17 protein-coding genes are annotated in these 15,113 nt (G+C 72.8%); 8 read left to right on the top strand and 9 right to left on the bottom strand.

Annotated features, from left to right (window positions below):
- Window positions 1–217 precede the first annotated feature (217 nt).
- A complete protein-coding gene (locus tag HZZ00_RS15395; RefSeq protein WP_180332712.1) occupies window positions 218–928 on the top strand; it encodes an acetate uptake transporter family protein in 711 nt (236 codons plus the stop codon).
- Window positions 929–994: 66 nt separating this feature from the next.
- On the opposite strand, the gene HZZ00_RS15400 is transcribed toward HZZ00_RS15395, so the two are convergent.
- Together HZZ00_RS15400 and HZZ00_RS15405 are read right to left on the bottom strand one after the other, a co-directional pair.
- Window positions 995–2,812, bottom strand: coding sequence for an adenylyl cyclase (locus HZZ00_RS15400; protein WP_257585817.1), 1,818 nt, complete (start codon window positions 2,810–2,812; stop codon window positions 995–997).
- Between the two features lie 211 nt (window positions 2,813–3,023).
- Window positions 3,024–3,323 (bottom strand): hypothetical protein, encoded by a 300-nt coding sequence (locus HZZ00_RS15405; RefSeq protein WP_374028549.1) that lies wholly within the window; start codon window positions 3,321–3,323, stop codon window positions 3,024–3,026.
- Between the two features lie 108 nt (window positions 3,324–3,431).
- Here HZZ00_RS15405 and HZZ00_RS38345 point away from each other — a divergent pair, with 108 nt between their 5' ends.
- Window positions 3,432–3,572 carry a hypothetical protein gene (locus tag HZZ00_RS38345; RefSeq protein WP_180332714.1) on the top strand — a complete coding sequence of 47 codons (141 nt, stop codon included), beginning with the start codon at window positions 3,432–3,434 and terminating at the stop codon, window positions 3,570–3,572.
- Entirely contained in the window at window positions 3,569–3,802 is a 234-nt protein-coding gene (locus HZZ00_RS15415; RefSeq protein ID WP_257585818.1) for an alpha/beta fold hydrolase, read from the top strand. The genes HZZ00_RS38345 and HZZ00_RS15415 overlap by 4 nt, the downstream gene beginning before the upstream one ends.
- 4 nt (window positions 3,803–3,806) lie before the next feature.
- Here the strand turns inward: HZZ00_RS15415 and HZZ00_RS15420 are convergent, their stop codons facing one another.
- Window positions 3,807–4,598, bottom strand: coding sequence for a GNAT family N-acetyltransferase (locus HZZ00_RS15420; protein WP_180332715.1), 792 nt, complete (start codon window positions 4,596–4,598; stop codon window positions 3,807–3,809).
- 317 nt (window positions 4,599–4,915) lie between these two features.
- Window positions 4,916–5,434, bottom strand: coding sequence for a cupin domain-containing protein (locus tag HZZ00_RS15425; RefSeq protein WP_180332716.1), 519 nt, complete (start codon window positions 5,432–5,434; stop codon window positions 4,916–4,918).
- A 316-nt stretch (window positions 5,435–5,750) separates the two neighbouring features.
- Here HZZ00_RS15425 and HZZ00_RS15430 point away from each other — a divergent pair, with 316 nt between their 5' ends.
- The gene (locus HZZ00_RS15430; RefSeq protein ID WP_180332717.1) at window positions 5,751–6,623 is read left to right on the top strand and encodes an SGNH/GDSL hydrolase family protein; all 873 of its coding nucleotides are present in this window, start codon (window positions 5,751–5,753) and stop codon (window positions 6,621–6,623) included.
- A gap of 33 nt (window positions 6,624–6,656) precedes the next feature.
- Here HZZ00_RS15430 and HZZ00_RS15435 read toward each other — a convergent pair whose 3' ends face one another.
- Window positions 6,657–7,457, bottom strand: a complete 801-nt coding sequence (locus HZZ00_RS15435) for an SDR family NAD(P)-dependent oxidoreductase (protein ID WP_180332718.1) — start codon at window positions 7,455–7,457, stop codon at window positions 6,657–6,659.
- 87 nt (window positions 7,458–7,544) lie between these two features.
- Between HZZ00_RS15435 and HZZ00_RS15440 the strand changes: the two genes are divergently transcribed.
- A complete protein-coding gene (locus HZZ00_RS15440; protein ID WP_180332719.1) occupies window positions 7,545–8,396 on the top strand; it encodes a helix-turn-helix transcriptional regulator in 852 nt (283 codons plus the stop codon).
- Window positions 8,397–8,439: 43 nt separating this feature from the next.
- Entirely contained in the window at window positions 8,440–8,829 is a 390-nt protein-coding gene (locus HZZ00_RS15445; RefSeq protein WP_180332720.1) for a RidA family protein, read from the top strand.
- 7 nt (window positions 8,830–8,836) lie between these two features.
- On the opposite strand, the gene HZZ00_RS15450 is transcribed toward HZZ00_RS15445, so the two are convergent.
- Window positions 8,837–10,036 (bottom strand): hypothetical protein, encoded by a 1,200-nt coding sequence (locus tag HZZ00_RS15450; protein WP_180333534.1) that lies wholly within the window; start codon window positions 10,034–10,036, stop codon window positions 8,837–8,839.
- 458 nt (window positions 10,037–10,494) lie between these two features.
- Between HZZ00_RS15450 and HZZ00_RS15455 the strand changes: the two genes are divergently transcribed.
- Both HZZ00_RS15455 and HZZ00_RS15460 read left to right on the top strand, forming a co-directional pair.
- Window positions 10,495–10,632, top strand: coding sequence for a tryptorubin family RiPP precursor (locus HZZ00_RS15455; protein WP_257585950.1), 138 nt, complete (start codon window positions 10,495–10,497; stop codon window positions 10,630–10,632).
- A 133-nt stretch (window positions 10,633–10,765) separates the two neighbouring features.
- Window positions 10,766–11,818: a cytochrome P450 gene (locus HZZ00_RS15460; RefSeq protein WP_074990620.1), complete on the top strand. Its 1,053-nt coding sequence runs from the start codon at window positions 10,766–10,768 to the stop codon at window positions 11,816–11,818.
- A gap of 24 nt (window positions 11,819–11,842) precedes the next feature.
- On the opposite strand, the gene HZZ00_RS15465 is transcribed toward HZZ00_RS15460, so the two are convergent.
- The 3 genes from HZZ00_RS15465 to HZZ00_RS15475 form a co-directional block, all read right to left on the bottom strand.
- Window positions 11,843–12,727 carry a DMT family transporter gene (locus HZZ00_RS15465; RefSeq protein WP_180332721.1) on the bottom strand — a complete coding sequence of 295 codons (885 nt, stop codon included), beginning with the start codon at window positions 12,725–12,727 and terminating at the stop codon, window positions 11,843–11,845.
- 143 nt (window positions 12,728–12,870) lie between these two features.
- Window positions 12,871–14,625, bottom strand: a complete 1,755-nt coding sequence (locus HZZ00_RS15470) for a carbohydrate binding domain-containing protein (protein WP_180332722.1) — start codon at window positions 14,623–14,625, stop codon at window positions 12,871–12,873.
- 185 nt (window positions 14,626–14,810) lie between these two features.
- Window positions 14,811–15,092 (bottom strand): hypothetical protein, encoded by a 282-nt coding sequence (locus HZZ00_RS15475; RefSeq protein WP_070024955.1) that lies wholly within the window; start codon window positions 15,090–15,092, stop codon window positions 14,811–14,813.
- Window positions 15,093–15,113: the final 21 nt, after the last annotated feature.

Raw genomic sequence — 15,113 nt, forward strand, 5'->3', positions numbered from 1 at the left:
CCCCAGCTTTCTCGCCGTGTTCGATTCCCTGTGCATCTGGCAGGACGGTGGGCGGGAGGCGGGGGATCCCGCTGTTACCGATCAAGGACAATTCCGGGTCGGCCCCGCGACAGAACCCCGGTGCGGCCCCCGGCGGCGCCAGGAGACGCCCCGGCCCGCGGCGGGTACTCCGTGACGTACACGCCCGGCACGAGGCCCGAGGGACGGGGTGATCCGGATGCCGCCACCAGCAGCGGGGACGTACGACGCGACCAGCGGGCCACCGCGGCCCGAGGCCCTGACGCGGATCATGCTCAGGCCGCTCGCCAGCAGCCTGCCGCTGGGCTTCTTCGCCTTCGGCACCGGCAGCGTCCTGCTGTCCGTGCAGCAGCTGCAGTGGGTGCCGCTCGCCCAGACACCGGCGCTGATGCTGCTGACCCTGGTCTTCGTGGTGCCGCTGGAACTGCTCGCCGGCATCTTCGCCTTCCTCGCCCGCGACGGCGGAGCGGCCTGCGCGCTGTGCGTGCTGAGCGCCACCTGGGCGGGCACCTCGCTGGTCACCCTGCTCGGGCCGCCGGGCCGGCCCAGCGCGAGCCTCGCGGTGTTCGAGCTGTGTGTGGCCCCGCTGATGGTGCTGCTCTTCCTCGCGGCGCTCCCCGGCAAGCCGCTGCTCGGGGTGCTGCTGCTGATCGGCGCGGGTCGCTTCACACTGACCGGCATCCACCAGGCCGGCGCCGGACCCGGCGTGCAGACCGCGGCCGGCTGGGTCGGCGTCCTGCTCGCCGCCTTCGCCCTGTACGGCGGCTTCGCGTTGCTCCTGGAGGACACCACCCAGCGCACCGTCCTCCCCCTGGGCCGCCGCGGCAGGGCCCGCACCTCCCTCCAGGGCGACCTCGGCCACCAGCTGGAACAGGCGGAGCGCGAGGCGGGGGTGCGACGGCAGCTGTGAACGGCCGGGCGGCCCCGCGGAGGAGGCCGCCCGGCCGGCGACGTCCGCCGGCCGGGCCGGGCCGGGTCAGACCACGCCGACGCCGTTCGAGTACGACTTCATGTCGTAGGTCGCGAAGCCGTTCTGGACGGGATCACCCGTGTCGTTGACACAGTGCAGGATGCCGCCGCCGCCCGCGCCGTTGAGGCAGACGGTCATCAGCGAGGTCAGGACGACTCCCGGGGTGTCGGGCACCTCGTAGGCGCGGTCGGTGTAGATGTCCGCGCCGAGGTCGAAGTAGGCGTAGCTGCCCAGTCCCCACGCGTGGTGGCGGGTCACGTGGTCGCCGACCTTGTAGGCGGCGAAGCCGTTGGTGCCGCCGTGCTTCCAGGCCGACTGCGCGGGGACGTCGTACGGGTGCTCGTTCTGGAAGAAGTAGGTGCGGCCCTGTTCGCCGTTCCAGAGCACCTCGTAGTTCTGGTGGTGCTCGACGAACAGGCCGTAGGCGGTGACCCGGTCGCCGTCGACCAGGAAACCGACGCCCGCGGGGTTGACCGACCAGCCGACCGTGCCGTCGAGGCCGTGGTCGGCGCGCCAGGCCCAGACGTGGTCGACGAGCACGTCGTTGCTGTCGATCCGGATGCTGACGTCGGTGCCGCCGGGGACGGCGCCGCCGATGCGGGGGAAGACGTCGAAGAGCGCGGTGGGCCGGTCCGCGTGGCTCTTGCGGGAGCGGCCGTCGCCGACCCGCAGCAGCACGGGGGAGTGCGCGGAGGCGGCCTCCAGGATCACGCCGGCCACGGAGACGTCACCGACGTCGGCGACCTCGATCAGCGAGGTGCCCTGGACGGCCTGGAGGGTGGCCAGACCGAGGCCGAGGACGACGGTGCCGGGCCGGGACACCCGCAGCGGCGCGGACAGCGGATAGACGCCCGGGGTGAGCAGGAGGTGCTTGCCGCGGTCGAGCGCCGCGTTGATGCTCGCGGCGGAGTCGCCCGGCCGCGCGACGTGGAACGCGGTCAGCGGGACGCTGTGTCCGGCGGCCGGCCCGCCGGACCACGAGGTGCCGGTGCTGTCGCGGCGCAGCGCGGGCACGAAGACGTGGTACGCCCCGTGCCGGTCCACGGTCAGGAACGGCTTCTCGCGGACCACCGGGGTGCGGTCCACGGTCGTGTAGGGCGGGGTCGGGAAGGAGGTGGCGGGGGCGCCCTGGACACCGACGAAGACCATGTTCCAGTTGGCGCCGGTCCAGCCGCCGATGGTGTCGTTGCGCGACAGCCACTGCTGCTGCGAGCCCGAGTCGATCCGGCCGTCCACCACGCTGTCGGCCAGGAAGCCGCCGCTGGACCACCCGTTGCCGGGCGGGCTCGGCATCAGGATCATGTCGCCCTTGACGTGGACGCGGCGCATCGGCCCGGCCTGGGCGACGGCCCAGCGGTCCAGGCCGTCCGGCGGCACGATGGTCAGGTTCTCCGCGGCCCGCCAGAAGTCCTGGGTGCCGTTGCCGCCGAACCACTGGGCGTCGACGGTGACATGACCGTTGATCACGACGTCCTCGGGGCTGTCGCCGAGTCCCAGGACGTGGGTGTAGAAGCCGACGTTGACCTCGACGCGGTACGTGCCCGGCTTGAACGCCAGGGCGTACCGCTCGGTGCCGAACTGGTTGGACTGCTGGACGGCGAACACGGCGTCGATCTGTGCCTGGATCGCCGCGTCGCCCATCGACGGGTCGAAGACCAGGACGTTCGGACCCAGACCGGCCGTCCCGTGGCCTGCGGCGCCGGGGCCGTCCGGGGCGGCGGACGAGGCGAAGGCGGATCCTGCGGTCGCACCGGCCAGCGGCACCGCCGCGACAGCCGCGGCGGCACCGCGGAGCACGGCACGACGAGAGGGAATCACGGACACGGCTCTCCCTGAACATGGTGGGCAAACGGACCGCGGCTGGTCCCCAACCGCGAGAGAGCGCTCTCAGCCACGGAGTGAATCATCGCCGGTATGCAGCGTCAATAAGTCTGCCGCCGTCGGCAACGGGCCACCGCGCCCACCGAGTTGCCGCACGGCCGGCGCTCCCGCCCCGGACGCGGGAGGCGGACGGCACCGTCGCCCGGCCCGCCGCTCACCCCTCGGGCACCGCCGCCCGGACGACCGCCGCGGCCGCCGCGCTCGCCGGCAAGACCGGCGCGGTGCCGCGGGCGGCGCGGGCGAGCACGAAGGCGCCCTCCAGGAGAGCGATGACCGAGGCGGCCGTCTCGCGGGCGGCGGGGCCGGGGATGCCGCCCGCCGCGTAGTACGCGCCGAGTCGCTCGATCGAGCTGTCGGACACCTCCGAAGGGGCCTGCCGCGGCGTCTCGTTGGTGCTCGCCACCTCCAGGTCGACCGTGGCGATGGGGCACGGGTCGGCGACGTCCGGTTCCAGGAGCGTGTCCGCGGCGGCGGTGAACGCCTCGGCGGTGGCCGTGTTCTGTCAAGTCACCTGACGGCCGGAACGGGTCGGCGGCGAGGCCGGCCGGGCGGAGGCGCGGACATGCCGGAGACCGAGCGCAGCGCGGGGACGATCGACTGCGTGGACACCGGGGGCGACGGCCCCGTCCTGGTGTCGGCCCACGGCAACCTGTCCTCCTTCAGCCGCCCGGCCCTGGTCGCCTGGGTGCCGAGGACCGCATGATGCCACCGGCCACCGGCCACCGGCCACCGGCCACCGGCCACCGGCCACCGGCCACCGGCCACCGGCCACCGGCCACCGGCCGCCGGCTGGCCGCACTCCTTCCGAACTCCCGCTACGCGGAGATCCCCGGCGCCCGCACCCTCGTCCCGCTGGACAAACCCGCCGCCCCCACCGGCGAGATCCGCCGGTTCGTCGCGGAGAACCCGTCGCCGGGGGAGGGCGGCGGGTGACCCGTCACCCTTCGAGCGTCAGATACAGGCGCCTCCCGCCGGTCCGGAAGCCCACGCGTTCGTACACCCGGCGCGAGCCCTCGCCCGAGTACTCCAGCCACACGGACCGGGCGCCGCGGGCGAACAGCGCCTCGGCGAGGCTCGCGGTGACCGCGGCCGCGATGCCCCGGCCGCGGTGGGCGGGCAGGGTGCCGACGCCCGCGAGTTCCGCGGTTCCCTCGGCGGGCGCCGAACACAGGGCGCCGCCCGCGCAGCCGCCGTCCGGCGCGCGGACGAAGCGGACGGCGCCGCCGCCCTCGGCGGTGCGCCGCAGCCGGGCCGCCCCCTCGGGGGACGGCGCCCACGCGCCGCCGAAGGCCTCCGCCAGCGCGGTGTCGAGCGCGACGTAGTCCGCCTCGGTGGCCGGCGCCTCCACCCGGGGCCACGGCACCGGCTCGTCGCCCGGCCTCGGCCCGGGCTCCGGCGAAGAGTGCGGGACGGTGAGCGTCGCGGGGGTGCAGACCAGGTACTCGTGCTCCGCCTCGGTGGCGAAACCCGCGCGGCGGAGCGCGGACTCCACGCCCGGGGCGGCGTCCGGCGCGAATTCGAGCCGGGGCGTGAGCGCGCGGGCATGGAACGCGGCGATCAGCTCGGTCACGTCCCGGGCGGTCGGCTCGGCACCGGGGACGGGAGTGGCGTAGTTGACGTACGGGCTGGTCGTGGCCGGGTCGAACCCGGCGACGAAGGGGCCGACCCGGTGCGCCGCGGGGCGGCGCAGGAGATGGGCGACGGCAAAGCTCTGGACATCGGTGTGCACGGTGGGAAGGACCTCACGGTGAAGGCGCCCGGAACCCTCGGCGGCGGATCGGGGCCGCGGGGGCCGGGTGGCCGGACAGACGGGTGAACGACTCGGTGAGCGAGGCGGCGGTGTGCTGGACACCGCGTCGTCGGGCCGCCGTGGGAAGAGACGAACGACACGGGAGCGCGCTGCCGTGCGGGCAGGGCTCAGTGCCGACGGCGGCCGCTGCGGGACGCCGTGACCATGGACCTCAGTCCTTCGTGGAGAAGTGATGTGTGGGATACCGCTGTTCGAGCTGAAGGGATCTTGCCACCAGCCGGCGGCGTGGGCAAGCCCTATCCGTCGCCCGGTTCCCGGGCGGCCCCGGTGACGGGTTCGGTGCCGTAACGGCGCATCACCCGGGCGTCCGCCTCGGGGGTGGGCTCCTGGCCCGCGGCGATCATGTCCCGCAGGTCCCTGAAGTACTGCACGTACAGATCGGGGGTGAACGTGCTGACCATGACGGCCGGTTCGGCGGTCGGGTTGGCGAAGGTGTGCGGGGCACCGGGCGGGACCATCACGAGCGTGCCCGCGCCCGCGTCGTGCGTGCGGTCGCCGACCGTGAACCGCACGGTGCCGGAGACGACGTAGAAGCCCTCGTCGTGCTGGGCGTGCCGGTGCTGCGGCGGTCCCTCGCAGTGCGGCGCGAGGGTGGTCTCGGCGAGCCCGAGCCGGTGCCCGGTGGTGCTGCCGTCCTCCAGGATGCGCAGCCGGATGGTGCCCAGCGTGATCGTCTCGCCCTCGCCCGGCCCGACCACCGAGACGGCGGGACCGGCGGCGTTCCCCGGAGCAGCGGTGTGCGACTTGTCTGTCATGACCCGATTCCACCGCCGGACGCCACGGCAGTCCACCACCGAGCCGGGGGTGTCGACATCCGTTGCCGAACGGGTGAGTTGACGGCCGTGTCTTGTGGGCGTTTCAAGAATTTCTGTCAATAAGGTTGACTCGCCGCCCGGGTGACTTCACATTACCTAGCGGTAACCCCCCGTTCGCCCACGCTTCGACGGCCGACCCACCCCCACCGCTGCGAGCCGCCGCGTCCTCGCGCACCAGCAGCCCGCTTCGGGTTCCGCCCTGTCCGCCGCGCCGGGTTCCCCGCCCGGGCGGCACCAAGAAGAGGGAGCACGCCCCATGATCAGACCTGCTCTGCGCCGTGTCGTCGCCGCGGCGTCCGCCCTCGCCGGCGCCCTGGCCCTCGGCCTCACCGCCGCCCCCGCCCAGGCCTCGACGCCCCTCGACTACGCGGCCCTGGGGGACAGTTACAGCGCCGGCTCGGGCGTGCTGCCCGTCGACGCGAGCAATCTGCTCTGTATGCGGTCGACCGTGAACTACCCGCACGTCATCGCCGCCGCCACGGGCGCCCGGCTGACGGACGTCACCTGTGGCGGCGCGCAGACCAAGGACTTCACCCAGTCCCAGTACCCGGGTGTCGCGCCGCAGGTGGACGCGGTGAACTCCGGCACCGACCTGGTCACCCTGACCATCGGCGGCAACGACAACAGCACCTTCCTCAACGCCATCGTGGACTGCGGCACCGCGGGTGTGCTGAGCGCCGGCCAGGGCAGCCCCTGCAAGGACAAGTACGGCAGTTCCTTCGACGACGCGATCGACGCCAACACCTACCCGGCGCTGAAGAGCGCGCTGCTGGCCGTCAAGGCCAAGGCACCCAACGCCCGGGTGGCGGTGTTGGGTTACCCGTGGATCGTGCCGGCCACCGCCGACCCGTCCTGCTTCGTCAAGCTGCCGATCGCCTCCGGGGACGTGCCGTACCTGCGCGCTCTCCAGGCTCACCTCAACTCCGTCGTGCAGCGCGCCGCCACCGAGGCCGGGGCCACCTTCGTGGACTTCTCCCAGGCGTCCGACGGGCACGACGCGTGCCGGCCCGCGGGCACCCGGTGGATCGAGCCGCTGCTGTTCGGGACGAACGTCGTGCCCGTCCACCCCAACGCGCTCGGTGAGCAGCGCATGGCCGAGCGCACCATGAGCGCCCTCGGCCTCGGCTGACGCGGTAGCCGGCCGCCCTGGCCCGGACGCGGTTCAGGCCAGGGCGCCGCCGTCGACCCGCAGCACCGTGCCGGTCACGAAGGAGGCCCGGTCGCTCAGCAGCCACGCCGCCGCCTCGGCCACCTCCTCGGGGGCGGCCGCCCGGCGCAGCGGGCTCCCCGCCGCGGCCCGCTCCCGGATCCCCGGCGACTGCGCCTCCCAGGCCCGGGTCATCTCGGTCAGCGTGAAGCCCGGCGCGATGGCGTTCACGCGGATGCCCTCCGGGCCGTAGGTCGCGGCGGCCGACGCGGTCAGGCTGTTGACCGCCCGCTTCATCGCGCCGTAGACGGGAAGTTCGGCGTTGGCCCGCAGGCTGCCCACCGACGAGTTGTTGACGATGGCGCCGGTCCTGGCAGTGGCCCGGATGGCCGCGACCTCGGCGGCCATGGCCAGCCAGACGCCCTTCAGGTTCACCGAGTAGACCCGGTCGAAGTCCTCCTCCGGGACCTGGTCCAGGGGTCCGGGGTGCTGGAGCGTCGCACCGTTGTTGAAGGCGATGTCGAGACGGCCGTACCGGTCCACGACGCGGTCCACGGCGGCGCGCACGCTCGTCGCGTCCGCCAGGTCGCACACCACGTGGTCCGCGGTGCCGCCCGCCGCCCGGATCTCCTCACTCACCGCCTTGAGCTGGTCCTCCGTCCGGGCCGCGAGCAGCACCCGGGCGCCCTCCCGGGCGAACAGCCGCGCCGCCGCGGCCCCGATGCCCCGCCCGGCCCCGGTGACGAAGGCGACCTTCCCGGCCAGCAGCCCGGCCGGGGCGGTCTGGTATGCGGCGGTTTCCTGTGTGTGGTTCATGGAAAGCAGCCTGCGCCCGCCGGCGGGGCCGGTCCAGGCACCAGGTGTACCTGGATCGGCCGCCCGCGGCAGCGGCACACTGGCGGAGTGGACAGAGTGGAACTGGGCGCCTTCCTGCGCAGCAGGCGCGAGCGGATCGGACCGGCCGACGTCGGTCTGCCGGTCGGACCGCGCCGCCGCACACCGGGGCTGCGGCGCGAGGAGGTGGCGGCGCTGGCGTTCATCTCGGCCGAGTACTACACCCGCCTCGAACAGGCCCGCGGCCCGCGCCCCTCGCGCGAGGTGCTGTCCGGCCTGGCCCGGGCCCTGCGGCTGACCGACGCCGAACGCGGCCATCTGCACGAGCTGGCGGGCGCCCCGCCGAGCGCCGCGCCCGGACCCCCGCGCGAGGTGCGGCAGAGCATCCTCGACCTGGTGCACCGGCTGCCGGGATCCGCCGCCTTCGTCACCTCGGCCATCCTGGAGGTGCTCGCCTGGAACGACCTGGCCGCCGCCCTCATGGAGGACTTCTCCGCCCTGCCGCGCCGCGACCGCAATCTGGCGCGCCGGGCCTTCCTGGGACCGCACGACGAGGGTCCGAGCCTGTACGGGGTGTCCGACGCCGCCGCCTTCGCACGGCACGCGGTGCGCCGTCTGCGCGGTGCCGCCGCCCGCTACCCGGACGACCCCGAGGTGTCCGGCCTGATCCGGGAACTGCGCAACGGCAGCGAGGAGTTCTCCCGGCTGTGGGCCTCCCACGAGGTGGACGCCGAGCCGACGCTGAGCAAGACCTTCCGGCACCCGCTGGTCGGACCGGTCACCGTCGCCTGTGACGCGCTGGAACTGACCGACCGCGACCAGCAGGTGGTCATCTACACCGCCGTTCCCGGCTCGTCCTCCGAGCAGGCCCTGCGGCTGCTGGCGGTCGTCGGCACCCAGCGCATGACCGCGCCCGGCTGAGCGCGCTGGACGCGGCGGTGCCCGGCCGCCTAGCGTTCCGGCCATGACGGAGCGACGCGCGATCCTCGGTGGTTCGGTCTTCGAGGAGCAGATCGGTTACGCCCGGGCCGTGGTCGACGGCGACTGGGTGCATGTGTCCGGGACCACCGGGTTCGACTACACCACCATGACGATCGCGGACGACGTGGTGGAACAGGCCGAGCAGTGCCTGCGCAACATCGGGGCGGCGCTGGCCGAGGCGGAGTGCGGCTTCGCCGACGTGGTGCGTGTGCGCTATCTGCTGCCCGACCGTGCGGACTTCGAGCCCTGCTGGCCGGTGCTGCGCGCCTGCTTCGGCGAGATCCGCCCGGCCGCCACCATGATGGAGTGCGGCCTCGCCGACCCGCGGATGAAGATCGAGATCGAGGTGTACGCGCGCCGCCCGGCGAAGTGACGCCCGCTCAGCCCCGCTTGGCCGGGCGAAGGAACGAACTCCAGCCGCCCGCCGGCTTCTCGCCGACCTCCAGGGTGCGCAGCAGCGCGAGGATCGCCGGGTCCTGGACGTCGAGCCAGTCGGTGAACTGCCGGAAGGAGACCAGCCGGACCTCCGGCCGCCCGGCGATCTGCCGCAGCGCCTCCTCGGCCGCGTCCATGTAGATGCCGCCGTTCCACTGCTCGAAGTGGTTGCCGATGAACAGCGGCGCCCGGTTCGTCTCGTACGCCCGGTCGAAGCCCGCCATGTACGCCTGGGACGTCTGGGCGCGCCAGTAGGGGTAGTTGTACGAGGGCGCGCGCGTCGAGTTCTGCGACTGGTTGGCGAGCATGTTCCAGTCCATGGACAGCACCTCGAAGCCGCGCCCGGGGAACGGGATGCTCTGGAGCGGCAGGTCCCACAGCCCGTTCCGCCTGCGCGGCCAGCGCTGCACCCCGCCCGGCGACGAGGCGTCGTACCGCCAGCCCAGTTCGCGCGCGGCGGGCAGCAGGTTCTCCTGGCCGAGCAGGCAGGGGGTGCGGCCGCCCACGAGTTCCTTGTCGTAGTCGAAGGGCAGTGGCGGCTCGTCGCGCCAACCGGTGTTCGTGCGCCAGGACTTGACGAACGACCGGGCCTGCTCGATCTCCGAGCGCCACTGGGCCGGGGTCCAGTCGGCCACCGATCCGGAGCCCTCGCAGAAGTGCCCGTTGAAGTGCGTGCCGATCTCGTGCCCGTCGAGCCATGCCTGGCGGACGTACTTCAGGGTCTGCCGGACGTGCTCGTCGGTGAGGTAGCCGATGTCGGAGGCGCCGACCGGGTTGTTCGGCGGCCGGTACAGCCGCTTCTTGTCCTCCGGCAGCAGGTACAGGCCGGACAGGAAGAAGGTCATCCGGGCGTCGTGGGCGCGGGCCAGTTCCAGGAAGCGCGGGAAGAGCCCGGTGCCGAGTTCGCCCGCGCCGTCCCAGGAGAACACCACGAACTGCGGTGGTGTCTCGCCCGGTTCGAGCGCGGTGGGCGCTTCCGGCTGGTTCGGCTGGTGCCCGGTGTACGACGTCGAGCCGTCGCCGATCAGCCGGGGCGCCTGCCGCTGCGCGCCGGGCCCCGACGAGCCGAACCAGCCGTCCCGGCTGCACCCGCCGAGCGCGCCGACGGCCATGCCGAGACCGGCGCCGAGGCCGAGGCGCGCCATCCTCCGGCGGCTGATTCCCTGTGCCGTCACGCCACCGCCTCCTTGATCGTCGTGCACGACACCTCGCACGATAAGGACGATAAGCCTATGAAACGGGGCATTTGGTGCGGCGTGGTGTGTAAAAGGACGTCAGAAGGTGAATGGGTGCCGTCGCGCGCCTGCTCGGCATGTACACATCCGGCCATTCTGTCGACGGTGAAGCGTGCGGCGGCATGCCGTCGCACGTCCGCTCTCGCTGTCACGCCGTCCGGCATCCGAACGATCGGCACGGCCTGCGATCAGTACGGAAGGGTTGCCGACCAGAGTGGCGCTCTCTGGTTGCGATATCCAGTCAAGTCGGATCGCCACTGATAGAAGAATGACCGAAAGTGGTTACCTGGCATGTTCGTTGCGCTCGGCCGGGATTATTCGGTGGATGGGTGAGGGAAGTTTCCGGGAGTCGCCGACACGTGATCTTCATGGGTTCGCCCCGGGAGGACGCGCGTCACCCGCCCATCCCGAAAGGAGGTGCAGAGATGAAGCTCCTCTTCTCCATCCGCAACAAGGTCGCGGCCGGCAAGAGCCTCAAGGCGAGCGCCTGGTACATCTGGTACTGACGGCGCCTCGCAGCCACGTACCGTGCTTGACATCGTTGTCCGGCCGTGCTCCGTGACGAGCCGGCCGGGCAGCGCTGTTCCACCGCCGCGCGGTCTCCCCTAGCCCCCGTTTCGTCGCATCGGAGCGCCAGCCATGCCGCCGTCGCCGTCGTCCGCAGCGCTTACGCGCACCACCGTGCTCCACCCGCGGCTCGCCGCGCTCATCCGCGACCACCTGGGCCAGGACCTCTTCCGGCTGGAACCCGACACCATCGGCGTCGCCGGACCGGAGGTCGCCGACCGCATCCTCGCCGCGCGCCGGGCGACCGAGACCGAGCGCCCCACCTTCAAGCCGCTCCAGGGCCGGTCCATCACCCGCGCCGAGGCCTCCCAGATCACCCGCACCATCGGCAACGACGTGCGCGAAGCCCTGGCCGGACCGGTGCCCGGGAACGTCGACCTCACCGGCTCCTGGCCGCTGACCGGCCACCTCTTCCTGCGCGACCTCATCCTCGGCCGGGATCCCCGGCGGCTGCGCATGCTGATGAGCCGCACCCTCGAACTCACCCCCAAGCTGACCTGGTCGGTCATCGCGGTCGGCGCCGCCCTGCCCGGCTGGCCCCGCCCCGGCGACCGGCTCACCGGGCTCGCCGAGCGCACCGCGCGGGCCGAGGGCTACCAGGAACGCCGGTACGCGATGGGCATGTACCGCAGGGCCGCCGCCCCGGTCTGCTTCACCGTCTCCACCCTGGTGGCCAACGCGCTCTGGCTCGGCTCGCCCTTCGCCGAGGGCACCCCGAACCGCAACATCATCCTGGAGTCGCTGCGCCTGCTGCCGCCCTCCTGGAACCTGCTGCGCAACGCCTCCCCCGAGTACCCGGCGATCGACGACCGGATCGGCACCGGGGACGACGTCCTGCTGCTGCCCCTCCTCTCTCACCGCGACCCGGCCCTGTGGGACGACCCCGACACCTTCCGCCCCGAACGCTGGGACCACCTGGACCCCGAGGCCACGCCCGGCTATCTGCCCTTCGGCCACTCCTCGGAGCGCTGCTGGGGCCGGCACATGGTCATGCCGCTCGCCGAGCTGCTCCTCGACCTGATCAGGGACGCCGGGCTGGTCGTCGATCCCGGACAGCGCGTCGCCAAGGTGCCCCTGCTCGGACTGCTCGGCGTGGACGACATACGGCTGGTGCGCCCGAGCTGACCCGGCGCGCGGCCCCGCCCCCGCTCACCCGGCGGCCTCCTCGCCCTTCGCCGTGGCACCGGGGGCGACCGCGATGTGCTGCACGGCCCGGCTCAGCACCAGCACGCCCGCAACGATCAGCAGCGCCCCGCACGCCTCCGGTACCAGCCACCAGCCCGTGCGCACCTGCTCCTGGAGCAGGGCGATGCCCAGCACCAGGCTCACCATCGCGTCGCCGATGGTCAGCGCGGGCTGGGCCGCGACCAGCGGGCCCGCCTGGAGCGCGTTCTCCAGCAGCAGCACCGCGGCCACCCCGGCGAGCGCGAAGCCGTACGTCTGCCAGGAGCGCAGGAACGCCAGGAAGCCCTCGTCGGCGAACGTGCCCGAGGCCGACTTCAGCAGCGCTGCGGTCAGCGCGTTGCCGGTGGCGGAGGCGGCGGCCAGCAGGGCGGCGCGCCGGGCCGCCGGGCGCCCGGGAGTGGCCAGCAGCACACAGCCCGCCATGGCGCCGACGCACAGGGACAGCGCGGGGATCCACCGGCTGAGCGGGGCCTGGTCGAGCGCTCCGTGTGGCGCGGCCGCGACCAGCAGCATCGCCAGGCCCAGCACACAGCCCGCCACGCCCCACCAGCCCCAGCGCGGCAGCCGCCGGTGCATCAGCGGGGCGGCGACCAGCAGCGCGAAGGGCAGTTCGAGGATGAACAGCGGCTGGACCAGCGCCAGCGGGCCGTTGACCAGGGCCAGGCTCTGGAACAGGGCCGCGCCGACCACGCCGATCATGCCCAGCACCCAGAAGGGCCGGCGCACCAGCTCCGCGAGCAGCCGGATCCCGCCGTGGCTGCTCGCGGCGGCGGCCTTGCGCTGGAACGCGGTACCGACGGCGTTGCTCGCCGCTCCCGCCACGGCGAACGCCGCGGCCAGTTCGATCACGACCTGCCTCCCGCCTGCACCGAAGGGGCCTCGGGCCCCTTCAGCCTACGGAAGCGGGCGGGGCGGCCGCCGCACGAGCCGCTCCGCGACGGCCGAGCCCACCCGGTTCGGTCACACCGGGTGGGCTCGGCCGCGGATGCGGATCAGGAGAGGGCGAGGTCGTCGGCGAAGACGGTGCCCTGGCCGTACCAGCCGTGCACGTACACGGTGACCGTGCCGGAGGAGCCGGTGGTGAACGGCACCGTCAGCTTCTGCCAGGACGACGACGAGGTCCAGGTGCTGGCCGTCGCGCCGCCGCTCACACCGAGGTAGGCGTACGAGCCCTGCACCCAACCCTGCAGCGTGTACGACGTGTTCGGCTTGAGGGTGAGGGTCTGGGCGCACTGGCCGGTCGACGAGGAGGTCGCGTCCGTCTTCAGGGCGTGGCTGCCGCCGTGCACCGGGGAGGAGACCACCGAGGCCCCGCTGTCGCAGGTCCAGGGCGTCAGCGAACCGCTCTCGAAGTCGCCGTTGGCCAGGGCCGTGGGGGTGCCGCCGCCGGTCCCGTTCACGGTCAGGCTGAAGGTGGAGCTGTGCTTGGTCGAGCCCGCCGTGCCGGTGACGGTCAGCTGGTAGCTGCCCGGCGCCGTGGAGGCCGCCGTCTTCACGGTGAGCGTGGAGCCGGCGCCGGCGGTGACCGAGGTCGGGCTGAGGGTCGCCGTCACCCCGCTCGGCGCGCCGCTGACCGCCAGGTCGACGGACTGGGCGCTGCCCGAGGTCACCGAGGTCTTCACGGACGCCGTCGTGGAGCCGCCGGGGTCGACCGAGGCGGTGGCGGGGGAGAGGGAGACCGAGAAGTCGTTGGCCGGCGGGGTGGTCGTACCGCCCGAGAACGGCGCGAAGGTGTGTGAGAAGTACCAGGTGTCCTGGCTGATGCCGGAGCAGCTGTCGGAGCCGCCGGTGCCGGGGCAGCCGCCGTTGTCACGCTGGAGAGCCCAGAAGGAGAGGGTGTTCAGGCCCTTGGAGACGGCCCAGTTGTACACCGCGGTGGCGTCGTCGGTGGTGAAGGTCTCGGCCGGCCCGTAGTCGTCGATGCCGGGCATCTCGGTGACGCCGATCATGTTCCACAGCTGGCTGTCCGACAGGTTCGGGTAGAGCGAGGCCAGCTGGTTGTGCAGCCCGGTCGCGGCCGTCTGGGTGTCGGTGGCCATGTGGTGGGTGGCACCGTCGTAGTAGTCGAACGTCATGAGGTTGACGACGTCGACCTTGGCGCCCGCGTTCTTGGCGCTGCGCAGCACGGCGAGCCCGCTGTCGGCGAGGCCGGTCGTGGTGGTCGGCAGGGTGTAGGAGAACTGCACCGAGCGCCCGTTGGCAGCGGCCCAGTCCTGCACCTTCTTGATCGCCTGGTTGCGGCGGTCGATGCCGGCCTGGTTGGTCAGCGAGTTGTCCTCGACGTCCATGTCCAGTCGGGAGACGTCGTAGGTGGTGATGATCTTCTCGTAGGCGGCGGCGATGGAGTCGACGCTGGTGCAGCTGTCGGCGATCTCCGTGCCGCCGTTGTCGGCCGCGTACCCGCCGAGCGAGGGGATCACGTCGCCGCCGCGCGAGCGGATGGTGGTGAAGTCGGAGCCGAAGACGGAGGAGGTGACGGGGGTGCCGGTGTCACCGTTCCAGTACGGCGTGCAGGAGCCCTTCTTCTCCGTCTGGAGGAAGGCCATGGTCAGGTACTTGACGCCGGAGGACTGGGCGAGGGCGGCGGGGCTGTCGCCGTTGTAGGCCTCGAAGTAGGGCGCGAAGACGTGCGCGGGCAGCGGAGTCGCCGCTTGCGCGGCGCCCCCGATCCCCAGGGCCAGCCCCGCCGACGCGGCCAGGGTGGCCACGCCGGTGAGCAGGGCGCGTACGGATCTCGGACGTGTCATCGGGTACTCCCGGATAGCGAACGACAGTCGATCGAGCGGGGGTGTCGCACGGTAGGGCCCGGCCGGGGCTATTGGTCTAGGCCATGATTGGTCTGGACCAAACTCCGGTCAAGGTACGGGAGCCGCCTTTTTGCCTTGTCGTGAAGCAGTCAACCGACTGCCTGGTGCCGCCATTTGATGTCCGGTCAGGTGGCGCGGGTGCCGCCGCCTCGGCGAATGCGGCCCAGCAGGTCCCGGTGGTAGGCGGCCAGTTGCCCCGCGGGCACGGGGGCCGGACTGCCGGTCAGGGTGTACCAGGTGTCGCCGCCGAAGTGCTGGACGGCGACGCGCGCACTGCGGCCGTCGGACCGCAGGATCGTCGCCACGGTGAGATCACCGGTGATCACGCCGATCTCGTCGGTCATCGCCCCGCCGGGTCCCGCGGTGACCCGGTCGACATAGCTGTTCACGCTGGGAGGGTTGGTCATGGGCCGCAGGGTTCCACCAAC

The organism is Streptomyces sp. NEAU-sy36 (genome assembly GCF_013423905.1).
Lineage (GTDB): Bacteria > Actinomycetota > Actinomycetes > Streptomycetales > Streptomycetaceae > Streptomyces > Streptomyces misionensis.